This is a genomic window from Methanocorpusculum sp. GPch4 (assembly GCF_012062385.1).
GTDB classification, from domain to species: domain Archaea; phylum Halobacteriota; class Methanomicrobia; order Methanomicrobiales; family Methanocorpusculaceae; genus Methanocorpusculum; species Methanocorpusculum parvum.
Genome location: NZ_SIJA01000072.1, coordinates 1 through 20,547, shown reverse-complemented (window position 1 = coordinate 20,547; position 20,547 = coordinate 1). Strand labels below are relative to the sequence as shown.

Below are 20,547 nucleotides of genomic sequence, written 5' to 3'. Positions count from 1 at the left end.
CCTGGGACCCCGACTCGATCCCGAAGTGGACGCGCTGTCCTCCAGCCTCTCTCAGGGCCAGAACCATCTCCTCGTCCAGTGAATCCACCCGTGTCCGCATGTCGAATCGGAAGACCAGGCCGCGCTCGCGGATCAGCTCACAGATCTTCATGACACGGGCTTTGTTCAGGGTGAAGGTCTCGTCGAAGAAGACGATCTCCCGGGCCCCGTGTTTCCGCACGTAGAGCTCGATCTCATCCACCACGTTCTCGGGCGAGCGGAAGCGGACGGTGTTGCCGGCATAGATCTGGCTGCAGAAGCGGCACTTGAAGGGGCAGCCTCGGGTGGTCACCATCGTATAGAAGGGCGTCTGGACGGTCAAAGCCCGATACAGGCTCCAGTCCAGCAGCTCCACCGCCGGAAAGGGATAGCGATCGATGTCGCGATGCCAGGTGCGATCAGGGTTCTTGCGGATCTCGCCGTCGAACTTGACCACCGTACCCGGAATCTCTTCCAGCGAGGTCCCCCCAGCCAGGGCTCGAGCCACCTCCAGCAGGGTCTCCTCCCCGTCGCCGCACACTCCGAGGTCGAGTTGGGGAAAACTCAGGCAGAGTTCGGGGTGGATCGACAACTGCGGACCACCCACCACGACCAGGGCCTCCGGCAGGGCCTTCCGGACGATCCCGGCCCCCTCGATCGTAGAAGGCCAGCCGGCCGTCATGGACGTGAGGCCCACGATCCGGGCCTTCGAATCGCGGACCCTCTGGTGAAACTCCTGCGCCGAGAGATTCTCGGCATTGGCGTCCAGGACCTCGACGGGAAAGCCCTCCTCGCGCAGGACCCCTGCCAGGTACAGGATCCCCAGGGAGGGGAAGAGTTGCAGGGTCCTCTCCGCGTGATCCGGGATGGGGCGGATATTGGTGTCGTGGTACTTGACCAGCAGAACCTTCGGCAGACCCGTGGACATGCGGGGATTATAGCAGACCTGGCCGCGCCTGCCAGGATTCTTCCTGGCAACACCCGGTTCACAACTCCGCGGAGAGGGCATGGTAAGATGAGCCCAACACCAGGATGGAGGTCGAACGGATGAAAATCGGAGCAACGAACCTGGCCGCCCAGAAGATGCCGGACTACCCGACCCGCGAGACGGACGGTTGCCCGGATTACGGCCGCGACACCTACACCCCGTCGCGCAACTCGGGCGGCCCGGACGACACCAGTGATCCCGACTTCGGTGGCAGCCGCGACAGCGGCGGCTTCAGCGGCCCCGACGGCTACACCAGCTACGACGAGTTCCACTAGATTCGTTCCGGCCTGAATCGAAGAGGCGGCCCGCCCGACGGGACCGCCTCTTTCATTGTTCGGGGGTCGCCGGGCTCAGGGCCGGGCCCCGCCAGCCACCGGGAGGCGGAGCTCCTGCTTCAGGGCCCTGGCCAGGGCGCGACAGAACTTCCGGGTTCCTCGGAGGTTCAGGTGCCGGTCGTCCCTGAAATCACCGGGAAGCATCCGCGCCCGGCTGCGAACATCGAGAATTCGTGCCTTCAGGGGCGCGATGGCCTGCCAGACATAGGCGTCCCTGGCCTGCGCCGAGGCCTCGCGCGCCGGCAACGGGACGAGAAGGACCCGAGTCCGGTTCTTCCGTGCCGCCTCCAGCAGGTGCTTCAGACAATTCAGCGCCCGGGCCTCCCTCTCGAGGGTGGCGCGAGTCTCGGCAGCCAGATCCTCTCCGCTGAGCTGGACCTCCGCGCTGCCCTCCGCGTTCCAGCCGCCCTCGACAGGGACACCCCCTGAAGACCTGTTCAGGGAGGCCTCCCGCACCCCCAGGCTCCGCCACAGCATCAAGCCCAGGAAATGCCGATATCGATAGGTCCGCCAGGACCTGCCCAGGAGCAGATGGAGCGGCCCACCCCCAGAGCCTGCAGCCGTCCGGAGCACAAAGGGCATGTCCGACCAGGTGGCCAGGTCCAGGACACCGGCCTCTCCTTCGGGCCCCCAGACCGGAGTCAGCAGGTCGCCAGGACTGGTGGCCAGGACGATCGTCCGGTCCCCTTGCCCCTTCAAGACGTGGTTGAGCGCGATGAGGTACCAGTTCAGGGCAAAGGCATCCCCGTGAGACAGGTTGTGGACCCTCACCCCTCCTCCCAACTGGAGTTCCAGGAATCGAGGCCGCAGGTTGCCGGCCAGGCAGGTTCCGAGGATGGTGATCTCAGGCTTCCCCCCCGTCCGGCTGCGACCGAACTCCCCCAGACGAAGGGGGAAATCGCTCCACAGGAATCCGGACTGGACGACGGCCGCCTCCAGAAGAACGAGCGCCAACAACCAGCCCAGGAACAGCCAGCGAGTCCGCAGGCAACGAGGGCGAGGGGGACTAGGAACCCAGACGGAAACCCCTCGGTCGCCTCGTCGGGTCTTTTCCGCCCCCGCTGTGTCGCAAAAAGTCTCATTTGCCTCAAGCAAACCGCAACTTTTTGCTCCTGGCGGGGACAAAAAATCCCTCGACGATGCTCGGTCGAGGTTTCCGACCGGGCCCCTAGAACTGGAAGTAGATGAAGGGTCGGCCATCAGGCTCTCCCAGGATGAGAATCGCGACCAGCAGGCCAGCGGTCGCCAGGGCCTGGAAGGGGGGCCACAGGCGCGGGAGGAGCTCCCGGTCCCCCGTCAGGCGTTGAAGGGCCTCGATGCCCCAGACCGGCATGGTCAACAGCACGACCTTCGACAAAGCGCCCAGCTCTCCCGGGCCAGGTGACGGGAAGGCGGCCGCGCCGGCGAGCAGACCGACGGCCTGCCCCAGTGAGTGCGCTCGGAAGACCAGGAATCCCAAGCAGACGAACAAGAATGTCCCCAACCAGGCCACGGGCTTCCCCAGGACGCCCAGACGCAAGGGCGGAAACAGCCTGTGGGCGAGCAGCCCCAGCCCGTGATAGCCCCCCCAGACCACGAAGGTCCAGTTGGCGCCGTGCCACAATCCACACAGCAGCATCGTCAACATGAGGTTGAAGCCGGTGCGCGCGACCCCGAGCCGACTTCCCCCCAGGGGAAGATACAGATAGTCGCGCAACCAGGTCGACAGGCTGATGTGCCAACGGTGCCAGAAATCCCGTGGACTGGTGGCGAAGAAGGGGAAGCGGAAGTTCTCCATCAACTCGATTCCGAACAAGCGTGCCAGGCCCCGGGCGATGTCCGTATAGCCGGAGAAGTCGCAGTAGATTTGCAGGGTGAAGGCGTAGGTCGCCAGCAGGACCAGGAAGCTGCCGGCCGTCCCCGGCGAGTCGAAGACCTGCTGGACTACCAGCGCCAGGTTGTCCGCCACCACCACCTTCTTGAAGTAACCCCACAGGATCAACCGGACACCCCGCGAGCGCTGGCCTGAGGTGGGATCCGGGGTGGCGGCGAACTGACCCAGCAGATTCCCGGCCCGCTCGATCGGCCCCGCCACCAGTTGCGGGAAGAACGAGACGAACAGGGCGAAGAGGGAGAAGTCCCGGGTGGCCCTCAGGGCGCCGCGGTACACGTCGATCGTGTAGCCCATCGACTGGAAGACGTAGAAGGACATCCCGACCGGCAGGACGCTCTCCAGCACGGGCAGGGGCAGGTGGGCTCCCGAAAGCGTCAGGAGCGCCTGGAGCTCACCGGCGAAGAAGTTGAAGTACTTGAAGGCGCCCAAGAGGCCCAGATTGACCACCACACTGAGGACCACCAACCCGGTGCGGCGCGGCCGTCGGGGATCGTCCAGGGCCAAACCGATCCACCAGTCCACGGCCGTGGTCGCGACCATGAGGCCGAGGAACTTCAGGCTCCAATAGCCGTAGAAGAACCAGGAGGCCGCCAGAAGAAGCCACTTCCGGAACCTGCGGGGCAGTGCCAGGAACATGCCATACACCACGGCCAGGAAGACCAGGAAATCCAGGGAGTTGAAAAGCACCTTGCCTCAAGCCCTCCACCAGCCCGAAGGGTTGCGCCGAGCCGCGGACCTGGATACAGAGAGAGCCTGACATCCCGAATCAAACGCAGCGTCAGGCCTTCAGTTCCGCGATCTCAGGAACCAGTCGGTCTGCCCGAAAGAAGCGTCTCTTCTGAAACAGCCGGGGAGGTCCTGCCCAGGGGGAGGGAAGGCAGCCCGACGCGCCCCCTGGGCCCGAACTTCATGGAAACCGCCGACACGTTGCCCATCGTGGTAGGCTCGAGAGGAGATGTCGATCGTCAACGCCTTCCTCGGATGCATCGGTGGGTTCGTTCTGGTGGGAGTGAACCTGCTGGCGCTGGCCCTGGTCTTCAAAGGCTCGGCCATCGCATTCCTGTTCCTGTTATTCGAGGTCTTCGGCGTCACGCTGGGGTGGAAGGCCATCCAGGCCCTGGTGCGCGAAACCTGCCGGCCAAAGCCCCCTCCGGGAGACCTCAACCTTCCGACCTTCTCCGAGTTCCACAAGCAGTGGAAGAAGGACCACCCGGAAGAGTCAGGCTCTGGAGAGCCGACAAGCCCCTCTGGCTCGACCTCCGAGACCGAAGGAAGCCGGCCTCGTCTCCAGACGCCCGGAACTCGGTGGTGGTGTTGATATCTCCCACGGCTCCTCCTTGCATGCTCAGGCCCTGCATCACCGGTCCCGTCAGGTCTTTGTCGTGCGTGAGTGGTTCCGCCTGAGGTTGGACCTAAAAACAGGACAGGGCCAACTCGAGATGGAGTTGACCCTGTCTGCCACTTGTTTGTCCGCTGGTCGGAGTGCCCGGATTTGAACCGGGGGCCTCTAGCGCCCCATGCTAGCGCTCTATCCAAGCTGAGCTACACCCCGAGGCGCGCTGAGTATAGCAGGTGACTCGCGAGGGCGCAACCCCGAATGCCATCGATTTTCGCGTTCCGGAAAGGAGCCTGCCGAGAGGGCCCAAGAGCCCGTTCCCACAGGCACGGAGGCATCCTTTGAGGGACTTGTCGGCGGCCTGGCTGCTGCCCTCCCAGCGAGAAGGGACCTTTGCCCACCCCCGGGAAGCCGCCCTCATGGGCGACGAGTGGAAGACCATCCCCGACCTCCTGGGCAGCGGCCCGCTGGACCTGATCCTGGTGGGCATCAACCCCAGCCGGTATGCCGTCGAGAAGGGCCACTACTTTGCCCGGCCCCACAACCGCTTCTGGCCGGCCTTCACGCGCTCGCGCCTCAGCCGGCCCCTGCGCGAGGCCCTGGGGATCGAGCGGGTGGAACCCCGACATGACGTCGAGTTCCCGCGCTTCGGGCTGGGCCTGACCGACGTGGTCAAGCGACCGACCGCCAAGGCCAGCGAGCTGACGCTCGAGGACTATCGGCTCGGGGTCCCGCGCCTCTCCGAGCGGCTGGCCCTGCACCCCGCCCGGATCGTCTGCTTCCAGGGCCTGACCGGTTATCGGGCCTTCCTGGAGCACGCCCTGGGGCGCAAGCCGCGTCGGGTCCTGGCCGGAAGACAGGGGTTGACCCTGGCCGGCGCGGAGGTCTGGGTGCTTCCCAACCCCAGCGGGGCCAACGCCCACGCCCGCCTGGAGGACCTCGTCGCCTGGCAGGACCTCCTGGCCGAGGCCCTGGGCCGTGGAGCCCGACGAGGAGATCCACCAGACCCATGAGACATCCCTTCGCCGGGGCCCGCACGCCGCGCCTCCTGCTTCTCCCCCTCCTGGCGCTCCTCCTGACGGCCGGCGCCTGGCAGGTCCTCCCGGCTCCAGACTTCACGGAGGCCTTCCGGCGCACCAGGGGGTGGAGCGGTGCCGACGGGACCTACTCGGTCCCGCTTCCCGACGGGCGTACCCTCTGGCTCTTCGGCGACACCTTCTTCGGAGGGGTCCTGCCCGGGGGAGCGCGCTCACCCGAGACCTGGATGGCGCGCAACTCGGTCGCCCTGCAGCCGGGCAGGGAACCCCGCGACCTGCGGTTCTTCGCCGAGCCCTTCTTCCTGGAGCGCCCCGGGCGTCACGACGAGTGGTTCTGGCCCTACCACGGCGTGGCCCTGGACTCGGAGAAGGTCCAGGTCGTCCTGGGGAGGTTCCAGGCCGTCCCCCGGGACGACGCCTTCGGCTTCCGACAGGTGGGGCTGGATCTGGCCGTCCTGCACCTGGACCCGACTCCCCGAACGGAGAGCCTGACCCGGGTCCCACACTTCCGCTCCACGCCGGATTCGGTGACCGCCTGGGGGAACGCCCTGATCCAAGATGGCCCCTGGGTCCTGATCTACGGGGTTCGGGACTCCCAGGCCCACCCCGGCGGGAAGAGCCTGCTGTTGGCCCGGGCCCCCCGGGGCCACCTGGCCCGGTTCGGCACCTGGCGCTTCTTCACGGGGACGGGGTGGAGCCGGGATCCCGAAGAGGCCGCGGGCCTGGCCGAGGACGTCTCCAACGAGCTCTCGGTCCATCGCGACCCGAGCGGCGACTGGGTGCTGGTCAGCGGCCCGGCGGACCTGTCCTCGCAGGTGCTGCTGCGCACGGCGCCTGCCCCGCACGGGCCCTGGAGCCTGGCCCAGAAACTCCTGACGGCTCCCGAGGCGGCCGACGGGGTCTTCGCCTACAACGCCAAGGCCCACCCTTCCCTGTCGGGTCCCGGCGGACTGCTGATCTCCTACAACCTCAACGCCCTGGACCCCGAGCGGGTGGTCCGGGACGCCGACCTCTATCGCCCCCGCTTCATCCGGGTCAGGCTGGAGCCCGGTAGGGGTTGCCTTCCTGAACCGCGAAGGGCCGGGGCCATTCCCAGACTCGAAGGGGGCCCCCTATGACCGAAGTCCAGACCCGCAACTGGCAGCGCTTCCAGGAGCTGTTCTACGAGGATCCCGGCACCGGCCTGGCCCTGGACGTCAGCCGGATGAACCTCGACGAGGACTTCCTTGGCCAGATGGAAGAGCCCATGCAGCGGGCCCTGGCCTCCATGGAGGAGCTGGAGAAGGGCGCCCTGGCCAACCCCGACGAGAACCGGATGGTCGGGCACTACTGGCTGCGCGCGCCGGAGCTGGCCCCGACTCCTGAGATCACCGAAGAGATCCGCAGCACCCTGACCCGGATCCGACACTTCGCGTCGCTGGTCCACGACGGGAGGCTCCGCCCCGAGCGGGCCGAGCGCTTCACCCGGATCCTCTCGATCGGCATCGGCGGCTCGGCCCTGGGGCCCCAATTCGTGGCCTCTGCCCTGGCCTCACCGGACGACCCCATGCAGATCCACTTCTTCGACAACACGGATCCGGACGGCATGGACCGGGTTCTGGACGAGATCGGAGGCGATCTGCATCGGACGCTGACCGTGGTGATCTCCAAGTCGGGCGGGACCAAGGAGACCAGGAACGGCATGCTGGAAGCCCAGAACGCCTACGACCGGGCGGGCCTGCGCTTCGGCCTGCACGCCGTGGCCGTCACCGGAGCAGGCAGCCAACTGGACCGTTATGCCCAGGTCCACGGCTGGCTGGAGAGGTTCCCGATGTGGGATTGGGTCGGTGGGCGCACCTCCGAACTCTCGGCGGTGGGGCTTCTGCCCGCGGCCTTGCAGGGCTTCCAGGTGGAGGCGATCCTGGAGGGCGCCGCGGCGGCAGACCGCCTGACCCGCAACCGGGACATCCGCCAGAATCCGGCTGCCCTCCTGGCCCTATCCTGGCATCGCGCCACCCACGGCCGGGGCGAGAAGGACATGGTGGTCCTCCCCTACTGTGACCGGCTGGAGCTCTTCTCGCGCTACCTCCAACAACTGGTGATGGAGTCCCTGGGCAAGGAGACCGACCTGGAGGGGCGGACGGTCCACCAGGGGATCGCCGTCTACGGCAACAAGGGCAGCACCGACCAGCACGCCTACGTCCAGCAACTGCGCGATGGGATCGACAACTTCTTCGCCACCTTCCTGGTGGTGCTGAAGAACCGCGAGCGCTCCTCGATGGAGGTGGAGGACGGGATCACCACGGGGGACTTCCTCTCCGGCTTCTGGCAGGGAACCCGGGAGGCCCTCTCCGAGAAGGGGCGGCTCTCGCTGACGGTCACGATTCCCGAGGTCAACCCCTTCACCTTGGGCATGCTGGTCGCCCTGTATGAGCGGGCCGTCGGGTTGTACGCCTCGCTGGTGGGCATCAACGCCTACCACCAGCCGGGGGTTGAGGCCGGCAAGCTGGCCGCCGGAGCGGTGCTGGCCCTGCAGCAGGAGATGGTGACGCTGCTACAGGCCGCCAAGAGCCCCATGACCTGCGAGGAGATGGCCCGTGCCCTGGGCCACCCCGAGCAGGTCGAGACGGTCTTCCACGTGGCCCGCCACCTGGCGGCCAACGCCCGCGAGGGCGTGGTGGCCGAGGGTCAGGGCCTGGGCGCGCGCTACGCGATCGACCCGCGCCGGGCTTGACGCGCGGGCAGGATCGTTCGACCGGGCCCGGAAGACCCGGCGGTGCGCATCCTCGCCCTCATCGTGCTCTTCCTTCTATCCATGCTGCCCGCTGACGCCGCCGGCTGGAGCCGGCACGAGAACCGGGATCTGGTCCAGGACTCGCGGCCCGGTTGGGCCGTCGAGACTCCCGAGGACTGGCTCCGCATTCCCGACGTCAGGCCCGCCTGGCCGCTGGGTGGAGGCTTTCGCGACCCTTCAGGCCACCTGGGAGTGGTGATCACGTGGTTGGAGGAGGTTCCCGGCGGGGAGATCGAAGGTCTGATGGAGCGGGGATTCCAGGAGGAGCCCGGGCGGGTGGCCGGTCACCCCGCGCGCCTCTTCCGCCGCACCGGACCGGAGGGGATTCAGCGCCTGGTCTACCTGAGGATGCCTTCCGGCTCCTACCGGGTCACGCTCTTCGCCACGGCCGGCCACGAGGAGACCCTGGAGAAGGTCCTGGGCAGCTTCCAGTTGCTGCGGGGCCAGTCATTGAAGGAACAGGAGCCGTGGACCCTCCACGAGGATTCCCAAGCCGGGTACAGCCTCTCCCACCCGGCCAGGTGGACCCTCAAGAACGTTCCCCAGGGCTTCGAACTCCGAGAAGGCCCGGAGCTGGCCGTCCGAGCCTGGCTGCGTCCCATCCCCGAGACGCCGGGGGGCTCATTCCGGGGGTTCGCCCGGTCCGCGGGCCGGGCCACCATTCCCGGGGCCGTCTCCCTGGAGCGCTTCGAGCCCCTGGATGTGGGCGGGGTGACGGGCTACCTGGCCGTCTGGAAACTCCAGGATGGCGGCTACCACGGCCCGTCGATCTACCTTCCCCTGCCCGGGGGACGGCAGGCCCTGGAACTGGTCTTGCTGCTTCAGGAGGCCGACGAGTGCTTCTTCCGCCTGGTGAACTCGTTCCGCCCGGGGGAGCCGATGACCGCGCGCCCCTGAGCTGCGGGGTGCCGGCGAGCCTGCTTCTGGAGGAAACCTCCCGGGTCGCAGTGAGGTTGATCGACACAGGTCCTCATGATGGAGGCCCCGAAACCCGTTGCCCATGATCCACGACGTTCCACGATCCACGGCCTTCCGCTGGCTGATGGGGGCAGGCCGGCTGGTTTCGCGGCTGGCGGCCCGGCTTCGCCCTGTCCTGGACCTTTTCCCCGCCACCATGGCCGGGCTCTTCGTCCTGGGCCTGTGCGCCGCGGGGTTCTGGTATCTGGGCGTCCTGCACAAGGACGTGGTCCTCCTGCCGGCCACCCTGGTGCTGGCTCTGCTGGCCGTGGGGATGATCCTGGCCGTCGGCCTGGGCGCCGCCCTCACCGCCCGCGCCCTGCGACGCGCGCACTTCGACGACGCCTTCCTGCGCCTGGAAGCCAACTACGCGCGGCGGACCGGCATCCGTTGGCGGGCTCCCCTGCTCCCCTTCATCGAGCTGAGCTGGGAGTGGCTCACCCCACCCGAGGTCGAGGTACGCACCGTCTCGCGCTGGCGGCAGGTCTCCGAAGAGGTGCGACCGCGCCGGCGCTGCCTGGTGGACGGGCTCATCCGCCGAGTCCAGGTCCGCGACGTCCTGGGGATGGCCCGCGTGGTCTGGCGCTTCGAACGGCCCAGCCGGGTGATGATCCTTCCCGACCGGGGGCGACTGGACCAGACCACCGTCCTGCGCAGCCTGGTGGGTGGCGAGGACCACCCCGACCCCTTCGGGGACGCCCACGGTGACCGGGTGGAGATGCGCCAGTATGCCCCGGGCGACTCGGCCCGGAACATCCTGTGGAAGGTCTTCGCCCGCAACCGCCGCCTGATGGTGCGCATGCCCGAGCGGGCCCTGACCGCCCAGCCGCGCACCTGCGCCTACCTGGTGGCGGGCCCCTCGGACGAACCCAGCGCCGGCCTGGCCCGGGTGGTCCTGGAGCGACGCATGCTGGGGGAGGGTTGGCGGTTCGGAGCGGACGGCAGCCCGGGCTTCGCCGAGAACCTGGACAGCGCCCTGGAGATCCTCGCCCGCTCGGGCAATCCCGACACCGGCCCGCCGGGACTGGCCGCCTTCCTCAAGCGTGCCGAGACCGACGGGTACCAGAACTGCCTGGTCTTCCTGCCGGCCGCCAGCGGCGAGTGGCTGGAGGAGGTGCGCCGGGCGGTGGCCGGTTCCCGATTGGGCCTGACCTGGATGGTGGGCCTGGACGGGTTGCAGACCAGCCTGGAGCACCCGCCACTGTGGAAGAGACTCTTGTTGCGCCCGGAACCGACCATGCCGGCCGATCCCCTGAGGCTGGCCGAGGCCCTGCAGAGCGCCCGCGCCCCGATGGTCCTGTGCGACCGCAAGGAGGGTCGGGTGGTGGCCGACGCCCGGCAGTATCTCAAGGTCCAGGCTCGGCCAGGCCGCGGAGGAGCCAGATGAAGCTCGACTGGAACCTGGCCCTCAAGCGCCTGGTGGGAGCCCTGGTCTGGGGGCTGGCCCTGGCCATCGGCGCCTGGAGCATCAGCGTCTCGACGGGGATCCTGGGCGGCTTCCTGGGAGGCTTTGCCGGATTCCTCTCGGGCCCGCTGCTGGCCAGGACCCGCCTGCGCACCCCGACCATCCTGATCGGAGGCTCGCTCCTGGGAGGCGTCGGGCTGTGGGTGGCGGGCCTGCCCACCCGCAGCCGGATCCTGGCGGGGTTCTTCGGCCCGGAACTGGCCTACGGCCTGGCCGATGGAACCACCTGGTTCCTGGGCGGACTCGTCCTGGTGGGGTGCCTGCACGCGGCCACCGTGCGCCATGCCTCGTTCATGGCCGTGGAGCTGGCGCTGGTCTGCCTGGCGCTGATCACCCCGCTCTCGGCCCACCGCGACGGATTCATCAGCCGTCCCCACTTCTTTGTGGACCCGCTCTGGTCCCAGGGCTGGGATCCCGTCCCCTTCCTGATGGCCGCCGGGGCCCTGACGGCAGCCACCCTCCTGGTTCTGTCGGTGGGACGCTTCAATCGGCGCAATACCCTGATCGACCTGGGTCTTCTGCTGATGCTGGGCTTCCTGGTGACGGTCCTGCTGCCCCTGAACCGACTTCAGCAACTGGCCCCCGAGCAGAAGCCCATGGGCCAGAACGGCCAGCAGGAGCAGGAGGGCAAGCCGCCCCCTCCGATGGAGCAGGATCCGAACGGGAAGGAGAAGCCCCGCCAGAAGCCTCCTGAGCCCGAAGACAAGGGCGAGCAGGGCCAGCCCAAGCCCGTGGCCCTGGTCCTCTTCCACGACGACTTCACTCCCACCGACGGCTTCTACTACTTCCGCCAGAAGACCATGAGCATGTTCAACGGAGCCCGCCTGGTGCCTGATACGACAGGCCTGGCTGACCGGGACGTGCCCTCGCGCTTCCCGGCGGCGGGCCCCGAGGCCCAGCCCGGCGGAGTGGGCATCGTCCCCGAGCCCACCGACTCCAGCCTGACGCGGACCGTCCGGACCACCGTCAACCTGATCATCGCCCACCCCCTGCCGATCGGCCTGATCAACCCGACCCGCATGGAAGCCAGCGGGAACCCCGACCCCTACCACTTCGTCCGTGCCTACAAGGTCGAGTCCGCGGCCTTCATCGGGGATCTCTCGGCCTTGATGGGGCGCCGCGCCGGAAATCCTCTCTGGTCGCGGCAGGTGTGGTCCCACTACACCCGGACCCCGGAGGATCCGCGCTATCGCAGGCTGGCTACCGAGATCGTGGGCCGCCTGCAGGAGCAGTATCGCGAGGACCCCCTGGCCCAGGCCGTGATGGTCAAGCTCTGGTTGGAGACCGAGGGGACCTACAGCCTCAGCCAGCGGATCCTGGACTCCGACGACGCGGTGGCCCGGTTCCTGTTCGGAGACAAGGTGGGCTACTGCGTGCACTTCGCCCACGCGGCCACCCACCTGGTGCGCTCGTTGGGGATTCCGGCGCGCGTGGCCACGGGCTACGCGGCGGATGCCCGCTACCGCTTCGAGGGGTCGGCCTTGCTGCTGCAGGACGCCAACTCGCACGCCTGGTGCGAGATCTACCTCGAAGGGGTGGGATGGGTCCCGCTGGACGTCTCTCCGCAGCGCACCGACGCGCGGCCTCCCCCGCCCCCCGACGCCGACCTGCAACGGATGCTGGGGCAACTGGCCCGCAAGGAGGCTCCCAGCCAGGAAGGCCGGCCCCAGGCCAAGCGCGATCTGAACGCACTGGCACGCAAGGCTCTGGCCGTCCTGGCCCGCGGGGCAGGCATCCTCCTGGTCCTGGGCATCCTGGCCGCCGGGGTCGGAAAGGTCGTCCGCCGACTCGGCCCCTACGTCGGTCCGGAGAGCACGCGGACCCTGCGCACCTTCCGGGCCGCCTTGGACTGCCTGGCCGACGTGGGCGTCCTCCGGCCCTTCGGAGACACCCGCGAGCGCTTTGCCCGGGATCAGGGAAATCGCTTCGAAGCCCTGGCCCCACTGACCGAATTCCGCATGCGCGAGGCCCTGGGAGATCCCCGGAACCCCAGCCCGCCGGAAGCTCGAGAGCTGCTCGAGCACTACCGCAACCTGGCCCGGCAGATCCGGCGGAGCACCCCCTTCTGGCGCCGCCTCCTGGGCCTGCTCAACCCCTTCTCCTGGCTCTTCGTCCGCTAGAGAACAAACCTCGGAGGTCCCCGGCTTGAATACCAGCACCATCCCGGCCAATCGCGGCACGCTCCTGGACCAGGCCTACGAACTGGCCCAGACCCTGGAGAGACGCCTGCAACACGCCATCCGCGGGCGGGAGGCGGTCATCGACCTGCTGCTGACCGCGCTCCTGGCGGACGGTCACGTCCTTCTGGAGGACTATCCGGGCTCGGGCAAGACGACCCTGGCCAAGGCCCTGGGGGACTCGATCGAGGACGACCAGCCCCACGACGAGATCGTCGCCTTCCGCCGGATCCAGTTCACGCCGGATCTCCTGCCTTCGGACATCACCGGCGTGACGGTCTTCGACCCCGACACGGGCTCGTTCAGCTTCCGTCCGGGCCCCCTCTTCGCCCACATCGTCCTGGCGGACGAGATCAATCGCACCTCGCCCAAGGTCCAGGCGGCCATGCTCGAGGCCATGGCCGAGAAGCAGGTGACCGTCGACAACGTCTCCCACCCCTTGGACGAGCTCTTCTTCGTGGTGGCCACCCAGAACCCGCGCGACCAGGCCGGCACCTACCCGCTGCCGGTGGCCCAGCACGACCGCTTCCTCTTCAAGATCCGCATGGACTACATCGAGAGGGAGGCCGAACTGGACGTCCTGCGCAGCGCCCGGGAGCGCCGGCAGGCCCCCGGCCAGGAACTGCCGCGGGTGAGCCGCTCGGCCGTGGTGCTGGCCCGCCGCACGGTCGAATCCTTCGTCCACGTGGACGAACGCATCCACACCTGCCTGGTGGACATGGCCCGCTCGATCCGCGAGTCGCCGCACGTCACCCAGGGCGTCTCGACGCGCAGCCTGGTGTTGATGCTGCCAGCCCTGCAGGCTTGCGCGTTGAAGCGAGGGCGGGACTACGTCACGGCGGAGGATGTGGCCTACCTGGCTCCCTTCGTCTTCGCCCACCGCATGGAACTGGCACCGGGAATCGACGACGCCTCGGAGGTGATCCGCGAGTGCACCCGCCCGGCCATGGAGATCCTGACCCGCTCGACCCTGAGATGAGTCGGCTGAACCACCCCGCACCGGCAGCCTGCCGGGTCAGAAGCCTCCGGACGCCCCCCAGGGCACCTGCTGCCTGGCGGGTTGCCCTGCTCTTCATGCTGATGTCGCTCGTGCTGGGAATCCTCACGCTGCCGGCCCTGGCCCGCGACCCGGCCGCTTCCTCCGACCCGCCCACGGCGGAGGAGATGGCGGGCCTGATCGACCGGCCAGAGAACCTGGTGGCCTGGCGGGAACTGGCGGATCGGGTCCTGGCCCGCGACCCCGAATCCTATGCGGGCCAGATCCTGATGGGCTTCGTGCTGCACCGCTCGGAAGGGGACCTCCCCCGAGCCCGCTTCCACCTCGAGAAGGGTCGAAAGCTGGCGTTGAGGGCCTCGGACCGGGGCATCTCGGAGGCCTTCCAGTTCTATGCCCTGGCCCTTTTCGAGTTGCGCCTGGTCCTGGCGGAGATGGACCGCTACCAGGACCAGTTGGCCATCCTGGAGGAGTTCGCCCGCCTGCGAGGAGGGCCCGTGGTGGCCGCCGAGTTCGCCTGGCCTTTGATGAAGCTGGACCGCGAGATCGAGGCCCGCGAGAAGCTCTCCCAGGCTTTTGGAAGTGGCGACCCGGTGGCCCGGATCGTCGCCTGGAACAGCCTGGGTGCCCTGGAGATGGAGTACGGCAACGCCCAGGCCTCCTACAACGCCTTCCAGAGCCTGCTGGCGGAGGCTCACCAGAACAACTGGCCGCTGGACTGCACCTATCTTCGCAACGCGGGAGAGGCCGCCCTGGCCCTGGGCAAGTACGACGAGGCCGAGCGCTACTTTCGGGAGGCCACCTCGGTCCCGTTCAATGACCAGACCTTCTCCAACCCCTACCTGGACCTGGCCGGGCTCTACCTGACCCAGGCCCGCTATCCCGAGGCCCTGGAGGCCACCCGCCGGATGCACCAGTGGGCACGGGCCATCAAGCCCTTCCTGTACCAGCAGTCCATGGCCGACACCCAGCAGATGACCGGCGAGCTGCTGCTGGAGCTGGGCTATGTCGAAGAGGGCCTGCACCAGTTGGACCTGCTGGTCCAGCGGCCCGACCGGAGGGGCGGAACCTCCGGCACCAAGGACCAGGCCGAGGCCGGGAACCTGGTGGTGTGGCGCTCGGCCCTGCTGGCCTGGCGCGAGCGCCTGTCCGAACGCATGGCCTCCGCGCGGGGCCTGGAATGGTGGCGACTGGCCTTCCAGCGCCTGCAGTTGGGCTTGAAGGCCCGCGCCGCCGGGCGTCGGGTCGCCGCCCTGGCGGTGGCCAACGACCGGATCCAGGGCAGCCTCCGCCCCTATTGGGCCGGCTCGATCTCGATGGGCGAATGGTTCCGTCCCGACCTGGTCGAGCTGTATGGACCGGGTGTGACCGCCGCCGCCCTCCAGCAGCTCCGGCAGAATCCCCCGGAGAAGCTCCCGCTGGAGGAGCCCTTCCTGGAAGCCATCGACGCCGAAGTCGCCGCCCTGTCCGGAGACCGCTCGACGGCCCTGCAGCACCTGGAACGGGCCTTGGGCAGTCTTCCGGCGTCCGAATCCCTGCTGCGGGCCCGCCTTCACGCCCGCGCCGGACAGCTTCTGGAGGAGCGCGGCGACCGCGCCCAGGCCCTGACCCATTTCCAGATGGCCATGCAGAAGGCCCCGGGGATGTTGCGGACGGTGCGCGCCCGGTTGCCCGTGACCCTTCAGGGCGACAACAACCCGACCATGCGCGAGGTGGCCCGAAACCTGGGGCGCTCTCCGCGATTCCGCGGGGTCGGCGACGGTCTCCCCCTGCAGCTCTCGCTGGCCGGGGACCGGCTGGAAGCCCTCCTGTTGGGAACCGACGGGAGCGTTCTGGCTCGCGCGGTCGCCCCGCTCCAGCAGGACCTGCACCAGTCCGCGGCGGACCTGGTCGAGGACCTGCACAGCCAGGCCTTCTCCCCCCAGATCGACCTCAGCCAGGTCGACCTCAACAGCCTGGACGGTTCGAACGCCTCGGGCTCGACCGCCAGCCAGAAGTTCCGAGAGATCTTCCGGACTCCCGGTCCCCACACCCGACACTCCATTCCCAGGGATCGGGTCGCTCGGATTGAAGACTCCTGTGCGATGGCGCGAATTCCCTGACCGCCACGCCCCGGGGAGCTGACGCGATGGACAGAGACGGGTTCCGATCCTTCAACCGATTCATGATCTGGATGTGGCACGCCGGCCTGGGCGGCCCCATGAACCTGACCCATCGCCTGACGGGCCGGATCATGGTCCTGGGAACGGTCGGCCGCAAGAGCGGCGAGATGCGCCGAACCCCCCTGAACTACTCGCCTTGCGGCGACTCGATCCTGGCCCTGGCGGGCTTCGGGGGGCGGACCGACTGGCTGAAGAATCTCCAGGCGCATCCCTTCGCCGAAGTCTGGCTTCCCGACGGCTCGTGGCTGGCCCGAGCCGAGGAGATCCAGGACCCCCAGGAGCGCCTGGACGCCATCCGCCGCGTGCTGAAGGACTCGGGCTTTGCCGCCAAGGTCTTCGCCGGAATCGATCCCCGGCGCTGTGACCAGGAGACCCTGCGCCGCCACACCGAGCCCTACCGCGCGGTGCGTCTGCGACTGCTGGAGCCGTTGCCCGAGCCCGAAGAGATGAAGGTGGGCCGCGCCGCCCGCACCGGCCTGGGCGTCGGTCTGGGGATCTCGCTGGCCTGGGCCTGGTTCAGCCGGAAGGATTAAGCCTGGGGCGCTTCCTCAGGTGCGTCCCGGACCGTCTCCGGAGACGCTGCAGGTGTCTGGTCGGCGGACTCCTGCGCGGAGGGGGAGCGCTCCGCCAGCATCCGGGCGGCCACTCCGACGGCCACGCCACTGGCAATTCCGACCCCGGCGCCCACCATGCCCCCCAGGATCCCACCCGCCACCGGCCCGTAACGTCGGGTTTCGAAGGTGTCCGAGACGTTCTGCATCTGCGGCGTGCCATCCCGCCCCAGGACCGGAGCCTCGCGGTAGACCGGAGAGCTTCCGTGGCTCCAGTCGTCGTGCCAGGGGTAGAAGAAGTCGTAGTGGTCCGAAGGGATCTCCCCCAGGTAGCGATGCTCGGTGACCGGGACGCTCCAGGTCCGCGAATGGACCTCCTGGGCAGCCATCTCGCGCCCTCCGGCCACCGCTCCCAGGACGGCCCCGGCTCCGGCCCCCACGACGGCCCCACCCAGGACGGCGTTGCCGGCCAGGTTGCGGACCTCTTCGCGGCGCTCGGTGTCCAGGGGCGGAGCCTGCTTGGGCGGCGCGTCCTTCTGCAGGCTGTTGCGAAGAGCGGCGATGCCGGCCCCCAGGGCCACGCCGGTGACCCCACCCAGCAAGGCCCCGGCCACTCCGGCCCCCAGGGGCTCCCAGAAGGATCCGTGGACGAAGCGCGGCTCGGTGTACTCGCCGACCTTGGTGTGGTCGATCCGGGGGCTGAAGTTGTGCCAGTAGCCTCGGGTCCGCTCGGTGCAGGTCTCGGTGCTGTAGCGGTTCCCGTCCGAGTCGGTGTGCCACTCGGTGGTGCAGGTCCGCTCGATGTCGGGCGTGATGCTCTCGTGATAGCCCGCCAGGCTGGGGTCCTCGATCGAGCGGGGAACCCACTCCTCGCGGATGGTGTCGGCGGCCTGGGCCTGGAAACCCAGCGCGGTTCCAGCGGCTCCGCCGACGGCGGCGCCGGCTGCCCCACCCAGGACCGCATAGTCGCGCATGCGGCCGTCGGCTCCGCCGGCGCCGTAGTCGCGTTCCTCCCCGATCACGTTGTCCCCGATCCAATCACGGACGGAGGTCAGGCGGTCGGTCACAGCAGAGCGGATCTCAGAGAACTTCATGTCTTTCATCCTGCCACGGAACCGACCCGGCGTGGTTGCCGACTTGTTTAATCGACACCCGGGCGGTCTGGTCCGCCCGCCCCGTTGGAAGTTCCCAGCAGGACGCGGACATGCCCGAGCAGTTCGCTCAGGCGGAAGGGTTTCAAGAGCAGGGGCAGGGTGCGCCCGTTGCAGCAGGGGACCTGGTCGGACATTCCCGTGATCAGCAGGAGAGGCATCTCGGGGGCACGACGTCCCAGCTCGGCGGCCAGCTCCAGGCCATCCATGGCCGGCATCACGATGTCGGTGACGACCAGCGAGACCTCTCCAAGCGTGTCCTCCAGCCGCGCCAAGGCCTCGCGTCCGTTGGCCGCCTGCAGGACACGGAAGCCCCGAGTCTCCAGACAGTAACTGAGGACCTCACGGAAGTCGGACTCATCATCCACCACGAGGATCGTACAGACATCCCCAGTGGACGCCGCCTTCCCCTGCGCCGCTCCATCGCCGCCAGCGAACCACGTGCCCAAACGCACCGCCATCCTTCCTGAACGGGTCAAAATTCGCCCATCCGAGCCGAAACCCTGCAGCCCAGACGACCCGTCGACCAGGTACAGACCGCCCCCCCTGAAAATGAAGAAACCCCGATTTCTCGGGGTTTCCTTTGGTGGGCACGGAAGGATTCGAACCTCCGTAGCGCGTCGCGCGTCAGATTTACAGTCTGATGCAATTGTCCTCTCTGCCACGTGCCCGCGACTGGAGGATTATAGCCTCCCCTTCTCAGCCCTGTCAACAGTTTTCTGGCGTTCGTGAACCCCGTACCACGTCCTGGCGAGGGCGCGATGCCGAGCCCGGGCGGCAGGCCTTCCGGGTCTCTCCGCAGGAAGCTCCCAGGTGCCCTCCTACGAGGACGTCGGCAGGCCCAGAGCCTTGCGAACCCGCCGGCGCAGGCGGACCCACTCGCGCTTCCAGGGCTTGAGGTGGCGGCGGCGGACGGCCTCGGCAACCTCGTCGACCTGACCGGCCCCGAAGGTCGAGCCCAGGGAGGCCTCGTGGACACGGTAGCGGTACAGGACGTCGCGGAGGTGGTGCATCCGGAAGCCGGCCAGGAAGGTCCTCAAGAAGAAATCGTAGTCCTCCGCCAGGAAGGTCTCGGTCTCGTAGGGCCCCACCCGCTCCATGACCGAACGGCGATACAGAAAGCATGCCCCGACGCAGTTGTGCTCCACCATATAGTCCGGATCGGAGCATCGATGCTCGCGCAGGACCCGACCCTCGGGGTCGATGACCGAGTAATCGGCGTACACCAGATCGATCCCCGGGCGCTCCAGGAGCACCGCGCGCAGGGCCTCCAGGGCCCCGGGTTCATAGAGGTTGTCGTCTGAGGTCCAGGTCAGCAGGCGCCCTCGGGACTGGGCGAAACCCATGTTCAGAGCCCCGGGGAGCTTCAGGTTCTGCTCGGAGCGGAGGATCCGTACCCGGGGCTCGGCGGCGAACTCCTCCAGAACGTGGGGAGTGGCGTCGGTGGACGCATCGTCCACCACGAGGAGTTCATAATCCCCGAAGGTCTGCTCCAGGCAACTCTGGATGGAACCGGCCAGGTAACGAGCTCCGTTGTGGGTCGGCAGGACGATGCTGATTTCGGGAGCCACGGGATCCTCCGCCCCCCCGGTTCACCTTGGGCCGAACCGGGACTGATGTCCAGGCTCCTGCGACGACCTGCGGCGATCTCCTCTGTCCGAGGAAGAGACCGAAGGGCGAAAGCGCGCGGGTGCGCCTTCGCCCTTCAGGGATTCACGTCGATGGCCTGCCAACTGCAGACCCCAGCAACCCCAGCACTGCCCCGAAGAGGGCCGCGTTCCAGGGGTTGCAGAAGAGGTTTCAGGTGGGCGCCCCCAGGAAGCCAAGCCCCCAGGAAAAGCCCACGCCCGACAAGGCCCCGACCAGGACGGACAGGACCGTGGCCTTCAAGCCGGCCGGCATGACGGGCCAGGCCTCAGGCCACCGTGGCCAGGAGCTTCTCGATCCGCTGGACCAGCGCGGCCTCGGACTGCACGCCCACCGCGTTGTCGACGGGCTGCCCGGCACGGAAGAAGAAGAGCGCAGGGATCCCGCGGACGGAGTATTTGGTGGCCCACTCCTGGTTGGAGTCGACGTTGACCTTGACCACCTTGAGCTGGCCGGCGAACTGCCCGGCCACCTTCTCCAGGGTCGGGGCCATCATGCGACAAGGCCCGCACCAGGGGGCCCAGAAGTCCACCAGCACCAGCTCGCTGGCCTCCAGGACCTCGGACTGGAACTGCTGGTCGGTGATTTCGTGCAGACTCATCTGAAAAAGACCTCCGTGTCTTGTTGGATTCTTCACTGTGGATGAGGTGGAACCGGAAAAGATTCAGGGTCGGATCTCAACCCGGCGGATCGGGCAGGCCGGCCAGGTGGGTCCTCTCGTCGAAGGAGAGCAGCCGCCAGATGGCCGCTCCGGCCAGGCGGTTGGTGACCAGTCGGGCGATGCCGGCCCAGCCCAGGTGGAAGCGCTCCCACTCCCAGGGGACCGCCTCGATGCCCAAAAGGTGCGAGAGCAGGACCGCGCTGACGCCGGCGTGGCTGACGACCACCAGGCGCTGCGGAGTGGGAGGAACCTGCCACAGACGCCACGCCCCGCTCTCATGGACGCCCATCCGGTGCGAGTCGGTCAGCAGGGGCTCGACCCCCCCGACGACCCGTTCGTGGAAATGCCGGAAAGATTCCCCCCCAGGAGGCCCTTCCCACCACTTCTCCAGGTCCTGGGCCCGGAACTCCTCCATGTAGCGG

The 20,547-nt window shown here is 68.2% G+C and carries 19 protein-coding genes and 2 tRNA genes; 11 read left to right on the top strand and 10 right to left on the bottom strand.

Going from position 1 to position 20,547, the window contains the following annotated elements; all coding sequences use genetic code 11:
- A partial coding sequence (locus EYA77_RS06350; protein ID WP_167816237.1) for a radical SAM protein occupies positions 1 to 946 on the bottom strand: 946 nt, incomplete at its 3' end.
- Between the two features lie 104 nt (positions 947 to 1,050).
- On the opposite strand from EYA77_RS06350, the gene EYA77_RS06345 reads away from it, so the two are divergent.
- Complete coding sequence (locus EYA77_RS06345) at positions 1,051 to 1,281, top strand: hypothetical protein (protein ID WP_209315021.1); 231 nt, start codon at positions 1,051 to 1,053, stop codon at positions 1,279 to 1,281.
- A 75-nt stretch (positions 1,282 to 1,356) separates the two neighbouring features.
- Here EYA77_RS06345 and EYA77_RS06340 read toward each other — a convergent pair whose 3' ends face one another.
- Both EYA77_RS06340 and EYA77_RS06335 read right to left on the bottom strand, forming a co-directional pair.
- Positions 1,357 to 2,295, bottom strand: coding sequence for a hypothetical protein (locus EYA77_RS06340; protein ID WP_167816235.1), 939 nt, complete (start codon positions 2,293 to 2,295; stop codon positions 1,357 to 1,359).
- A 214-nt stretch (positions 2,296 to 2,509) separates the two neighbouring features.
- On the bottom strand, positions 2,510 to 3,850 hold the full coding sequence (locus EYA77_RS06335) for an MBOAT family protein (RefSeq protein WP_209315020.1): 1,341 nt from the start codon (positions 3,848 to 3,850) through the stop codon (positions 2,510 to 2,512).
- A gap of 319 nt (positions 3,851 to 4,169) precedes the next feature.
- Between EYA77_RS06335 and EYA77_RS06330 the strand changes: the two genes are divergently transcribed.
- On the top strand, positions 4,170 to 4,532 hold the full coding sequence (locus EYA77_RS06330) for a hypothetical protein (protein ID WP_167816233.1): 363 nt from the start codon (positions 4,170 to 4,172) through the stop codon (positions 4,530 to 4,532).
- A gap of 156 nt (positions 4,533 to 4,688) precedes the next feature.
- On the opposite strand, the gene EYA77_RS06325 is transcribed toward EYA77_RS06330, so the two are convergent.
- Positions 4,689 to 4,766: transfer RNA gene (locus EYA77_RS06325), tRNA-Pro, on the bottom strand.
- Between the two features lie 203 nt (positions 4,767 to 4,969).
- Here EYA77_RS06325 and EYA77_RS06320 point away from each other — a divergent pair.
- From EYA77_RS06320 to EYA77_RS06280, 9 genes are all read left to right on the top strand, one after another.
- Entirely contained in the window at positions 4,970 to 5,563 is a 594-nt protein-coding gene (locus EYA77_RS06320) for a mismatch-specific DNA-glycosylase (RefSeq protein WP_167816232.1), read from the top strand.
- Complete coding sequence (locus tag EYA77_RS06315; protein ID WP_167816231.1) at positions 5,560 to 6,705, top strand: DUF4185 domain-containing protein; 1,146 nt, start codon at positions 5,560 to 5,562, stop codon at positions 6,703 to 6,705. The genes EYA77_RS06320 and EYA77_RS06315 overlap by 4 nt, the downstream gene beginning before the upstream one ends.
- On the top strand, positions 6,702 to 8,300 hold the full coding sequence (locus tag EYA77_RS06310; RefSeq protein ID WP_167816230.1) for a glucose-6-phosphate isomerase: 1,599 nt from the start codon (positions 6,702 to 6,704) through the stop codon (positions 8,298 to 8,300). The genes EYA77_RS06315 and EYA77_RS06310 overlap by 4 nt, the downstream gene beginning before the upstream one ends.
- 42 nt (positions 8,301 to 8,342) lie before the next feature.
- The gene (locus EYA77_RS06305; protein ID WP_167816229.1) at positions 8,343 to 9,257 is read left to right on the top strand and encodes a hypothetical protein; all 915 of its coding nucleotides are present in this window, start codon (positions 8,343 to 8,345) and stop codon (positions 9,255 to 9,257) included.
- Positions 9,258 to 9,360: 103 nt separating this feature from the next.
- Positions 9,361 to 10,704, top strand: a complete 1,344-nt coding sequence (locus tag EYA77_RS06300) for a DUF58 domain-containing protein (protein WP_167816228.1) — start codon at positions 9,361 to 9,363, stop codon at positions 10,702 to 10,704.
- On the top strand, positions 10,701 to 12,902 hold the full coding sequence (locus tag EYA77_RS06295; protein ID WP_167816227.1) for a transglutaminase-like domain-containing protein: 2,202 nt from the start codon (positions 10,701 to 10,703) through the stop codon (positions 12,900 to 12,902). The genes EYA77_RS06300 and EYA77_RS06295 overlap by 4 nt, the downstream gene beginning before the upstream one ends.
- Positions 12,903 to 12,927: 25 nt before the next feature.
- Positions 12,928 to 13,938 carry a MoxR family ATPase gene (locus EYA77_RS06290; protein WP_167816226.1) on the top strand — a complete coding sequence of 337 codons (1,011 nt, stop codon included), beginning with the start codon at positions 12,928 to 12,930 and terminating at the stop codon, positions 13,936 to 13,938.
- Between the two features lie 95 nt (positions 13,939 to 14,033).
- Positions 14,034 to 16,055, top strand: coding sequence for a tetratricopeptide repeat protein (locus tag EYA77_RS06285; RefSeq protein ID WP_167816225.1), 2,022 nt, complete (start codon positions 14,034 to 14,036; stop codon positions 16,053 to 16,055).
- 26 nt (positions 16,056 to 16,081) lie between these two features.
- Complete coding sequence (locus EYA77_RS06280) at positions 16,082 to 16,648, top strand: nitroreductase family deazaflavin-dependent oxidoreductase (RefSeq protein WP_167816224.1); 567 nt, start codon at positions 16,082 to 16,084, stop codon at positions 16,646 to 16,648.
- Here the strand turns inward: EYA77_RS06280 and EYA77_RS06275 are convergent.
- The 6 genes from EYA77_RS06275 to EYA77_RS06250 all read right to left on the bottom strand — a co-directional run.
- Complete coding sequence (locus EYA77_RS06275) at positions 16,645 to 17,760, bottom strand: hypothetical protein (RefSeq protein WP_167816223.1); 1,116 nt, start codon at positions 17,758 to 17,760, stop codon at positions 16,645 to 16,647. The genes EYA77_RS06280 and EYA77_RS06275 overlap by 4 nt on opposite strands.
- A 47-nt stretch (positions 17,761 to 17,807) precedes the next feature.
- Positions 17,808 to 18,296, bottom strand: coding sequence for a response regulator (locus EYA77_RS06270; RefSeq protein WP_209315019.1), 489 nt, complete (start codon positions 18,294 to 18,296; stop codon positions 17,808 to 17,810).
- Positions 18,297 to 18,401: 105 nt separating this feature from the next.
- Positions 18,402 to 18,488 (bottom strand) — tRNA-Tyr (locus tag EYA77_RS06265).
- A gap of 150 nt (positions 18,489 to 18,638) precedes the next feature.
- Positions 18,639 to 19,388, bottom strand: a complete 750-nt coding sequence (locus tag EYA77_RS06260; RefSeq protein WP_167816221.1) for a glycosyltransferase — start codon at positions 19,386 to 19,388, stop codon at positions 18,639 to 18,641.
- Positions 19,389 to 19,732: 344 nt separating this feature from the next.
- Positions 19,733 to 20,065 (bottom strand): thioredoxin, encoded by a 333-nt coding sequence (gene trxA / locus EYA77_RS06255; RefSeq protein WP_167816220.1) that lies wholly within the window; start codon positions 20,063 to 20,065, stop codon positions 19,733 to 19,735.
- A 76-nt stretch (positions 20,066 to 20,141) separates the two neighbouring features.
- Positions 20,142 to 20,547: histidine phosphatase family protein (locus EYA77_RS06250; RefSeq protein WP_167816219.1), on the bottom strand; the 406-nt coding region annotated here is incomplete at its 5' end.

What these genes read in the sequence shown, in the direction of transcription:
- EYA77_RS06345 (WP_209315021.1), top strand. Translation starts at nt 1,051, where the DNA reads ATGGAGGTCGAACGGATGAAAATCGGAGCAACGAACCTGGCCGCCCAG.
- EYA77_RS06335 (WP_209315020.1), bottom strand. Translation starts at nt 3,850, where the DNA reads ATGTTCCTGGCACTGCCCCGCAGGTTCCGGAAGTGGCTTCTTCTGGCG.
- EYA77_RS06330 (WP_167816233.1), top strand. Translation starts at nt 4,170, where the DNA reads ATGTCGATCGTCAACGCCTTCCTCGGATGCATCGGTGGGTTCGTTCTG.
- EYA77_RS06320 (WP_167816232.1), top strand. Translation starts at nt 4,970, where the DNA reads ATGGGCGACGAGTGGAAGACCATCCCCGACCTCCTGGGCAGCGGCCCG.
- EYA77_RS06315 (WP_167816231.1), top strand. Translation starts at nt 5,560, where the DNA reads ATGAGACATCCCTTCGCCGGGGCCCGCACGCCGCGCCTCCTGCTTCTC.
- EYA77_RS06310 (WP_167816230.1), top strand. Translation starts at nt 6,702, where the DNA reads ATGACCGAAGTCCAGACCCGCAACTGGCAGCGCTTCCAGGAGCTGTTC.
- EYA77_RS06300 (WP_167816228.1), top strand. Translation starts at nt 9,361, where the DNA reads ATGATCCACGACGTTCCACGATCCACGGCCTTCCGCTGGCTGATGGGG.
- EYA77_RS06295 (WP_167816227.1), top strand. Translation starts at nt 10,701, where the DNA reads ATGAAGCTCGACTGGAACCTGGCCCTCAAGCGCCTGGTGGGAGCCCTG.
- EYA77_RS06285 (WP_167816225.1), top strand. Translation starts at nt 14,034, where the DNA reads ATGCTGATGTCGCTCGTGCTGGGAATCCTCACGCTGCCGGCCCTGGCC.
- EYA77_RS06280 (WP_167816224.1), top strand. Translation starts at nt 16,082, where the DNA reads ATGGACAGAGACGGGTTCCGATCCTTCAACCGATTCATGATCTGGATG.
- EYA77_RS06275 (WP_167816223.1), bottom strand. Translation starts at nt 17,760, where the DNA reads ATGAAGTTCTCTGAGATCCGCTCTGCTGTGACCGACCGCCTGACCTCC.
- trxA (WP_167816220.1), bottom strand. Translation starts at nt 20,065, where the DNA reads ATGAGTCTGCACGAAATCACCGACCAGCAGTTCCAGTCCGAGGTCCTG.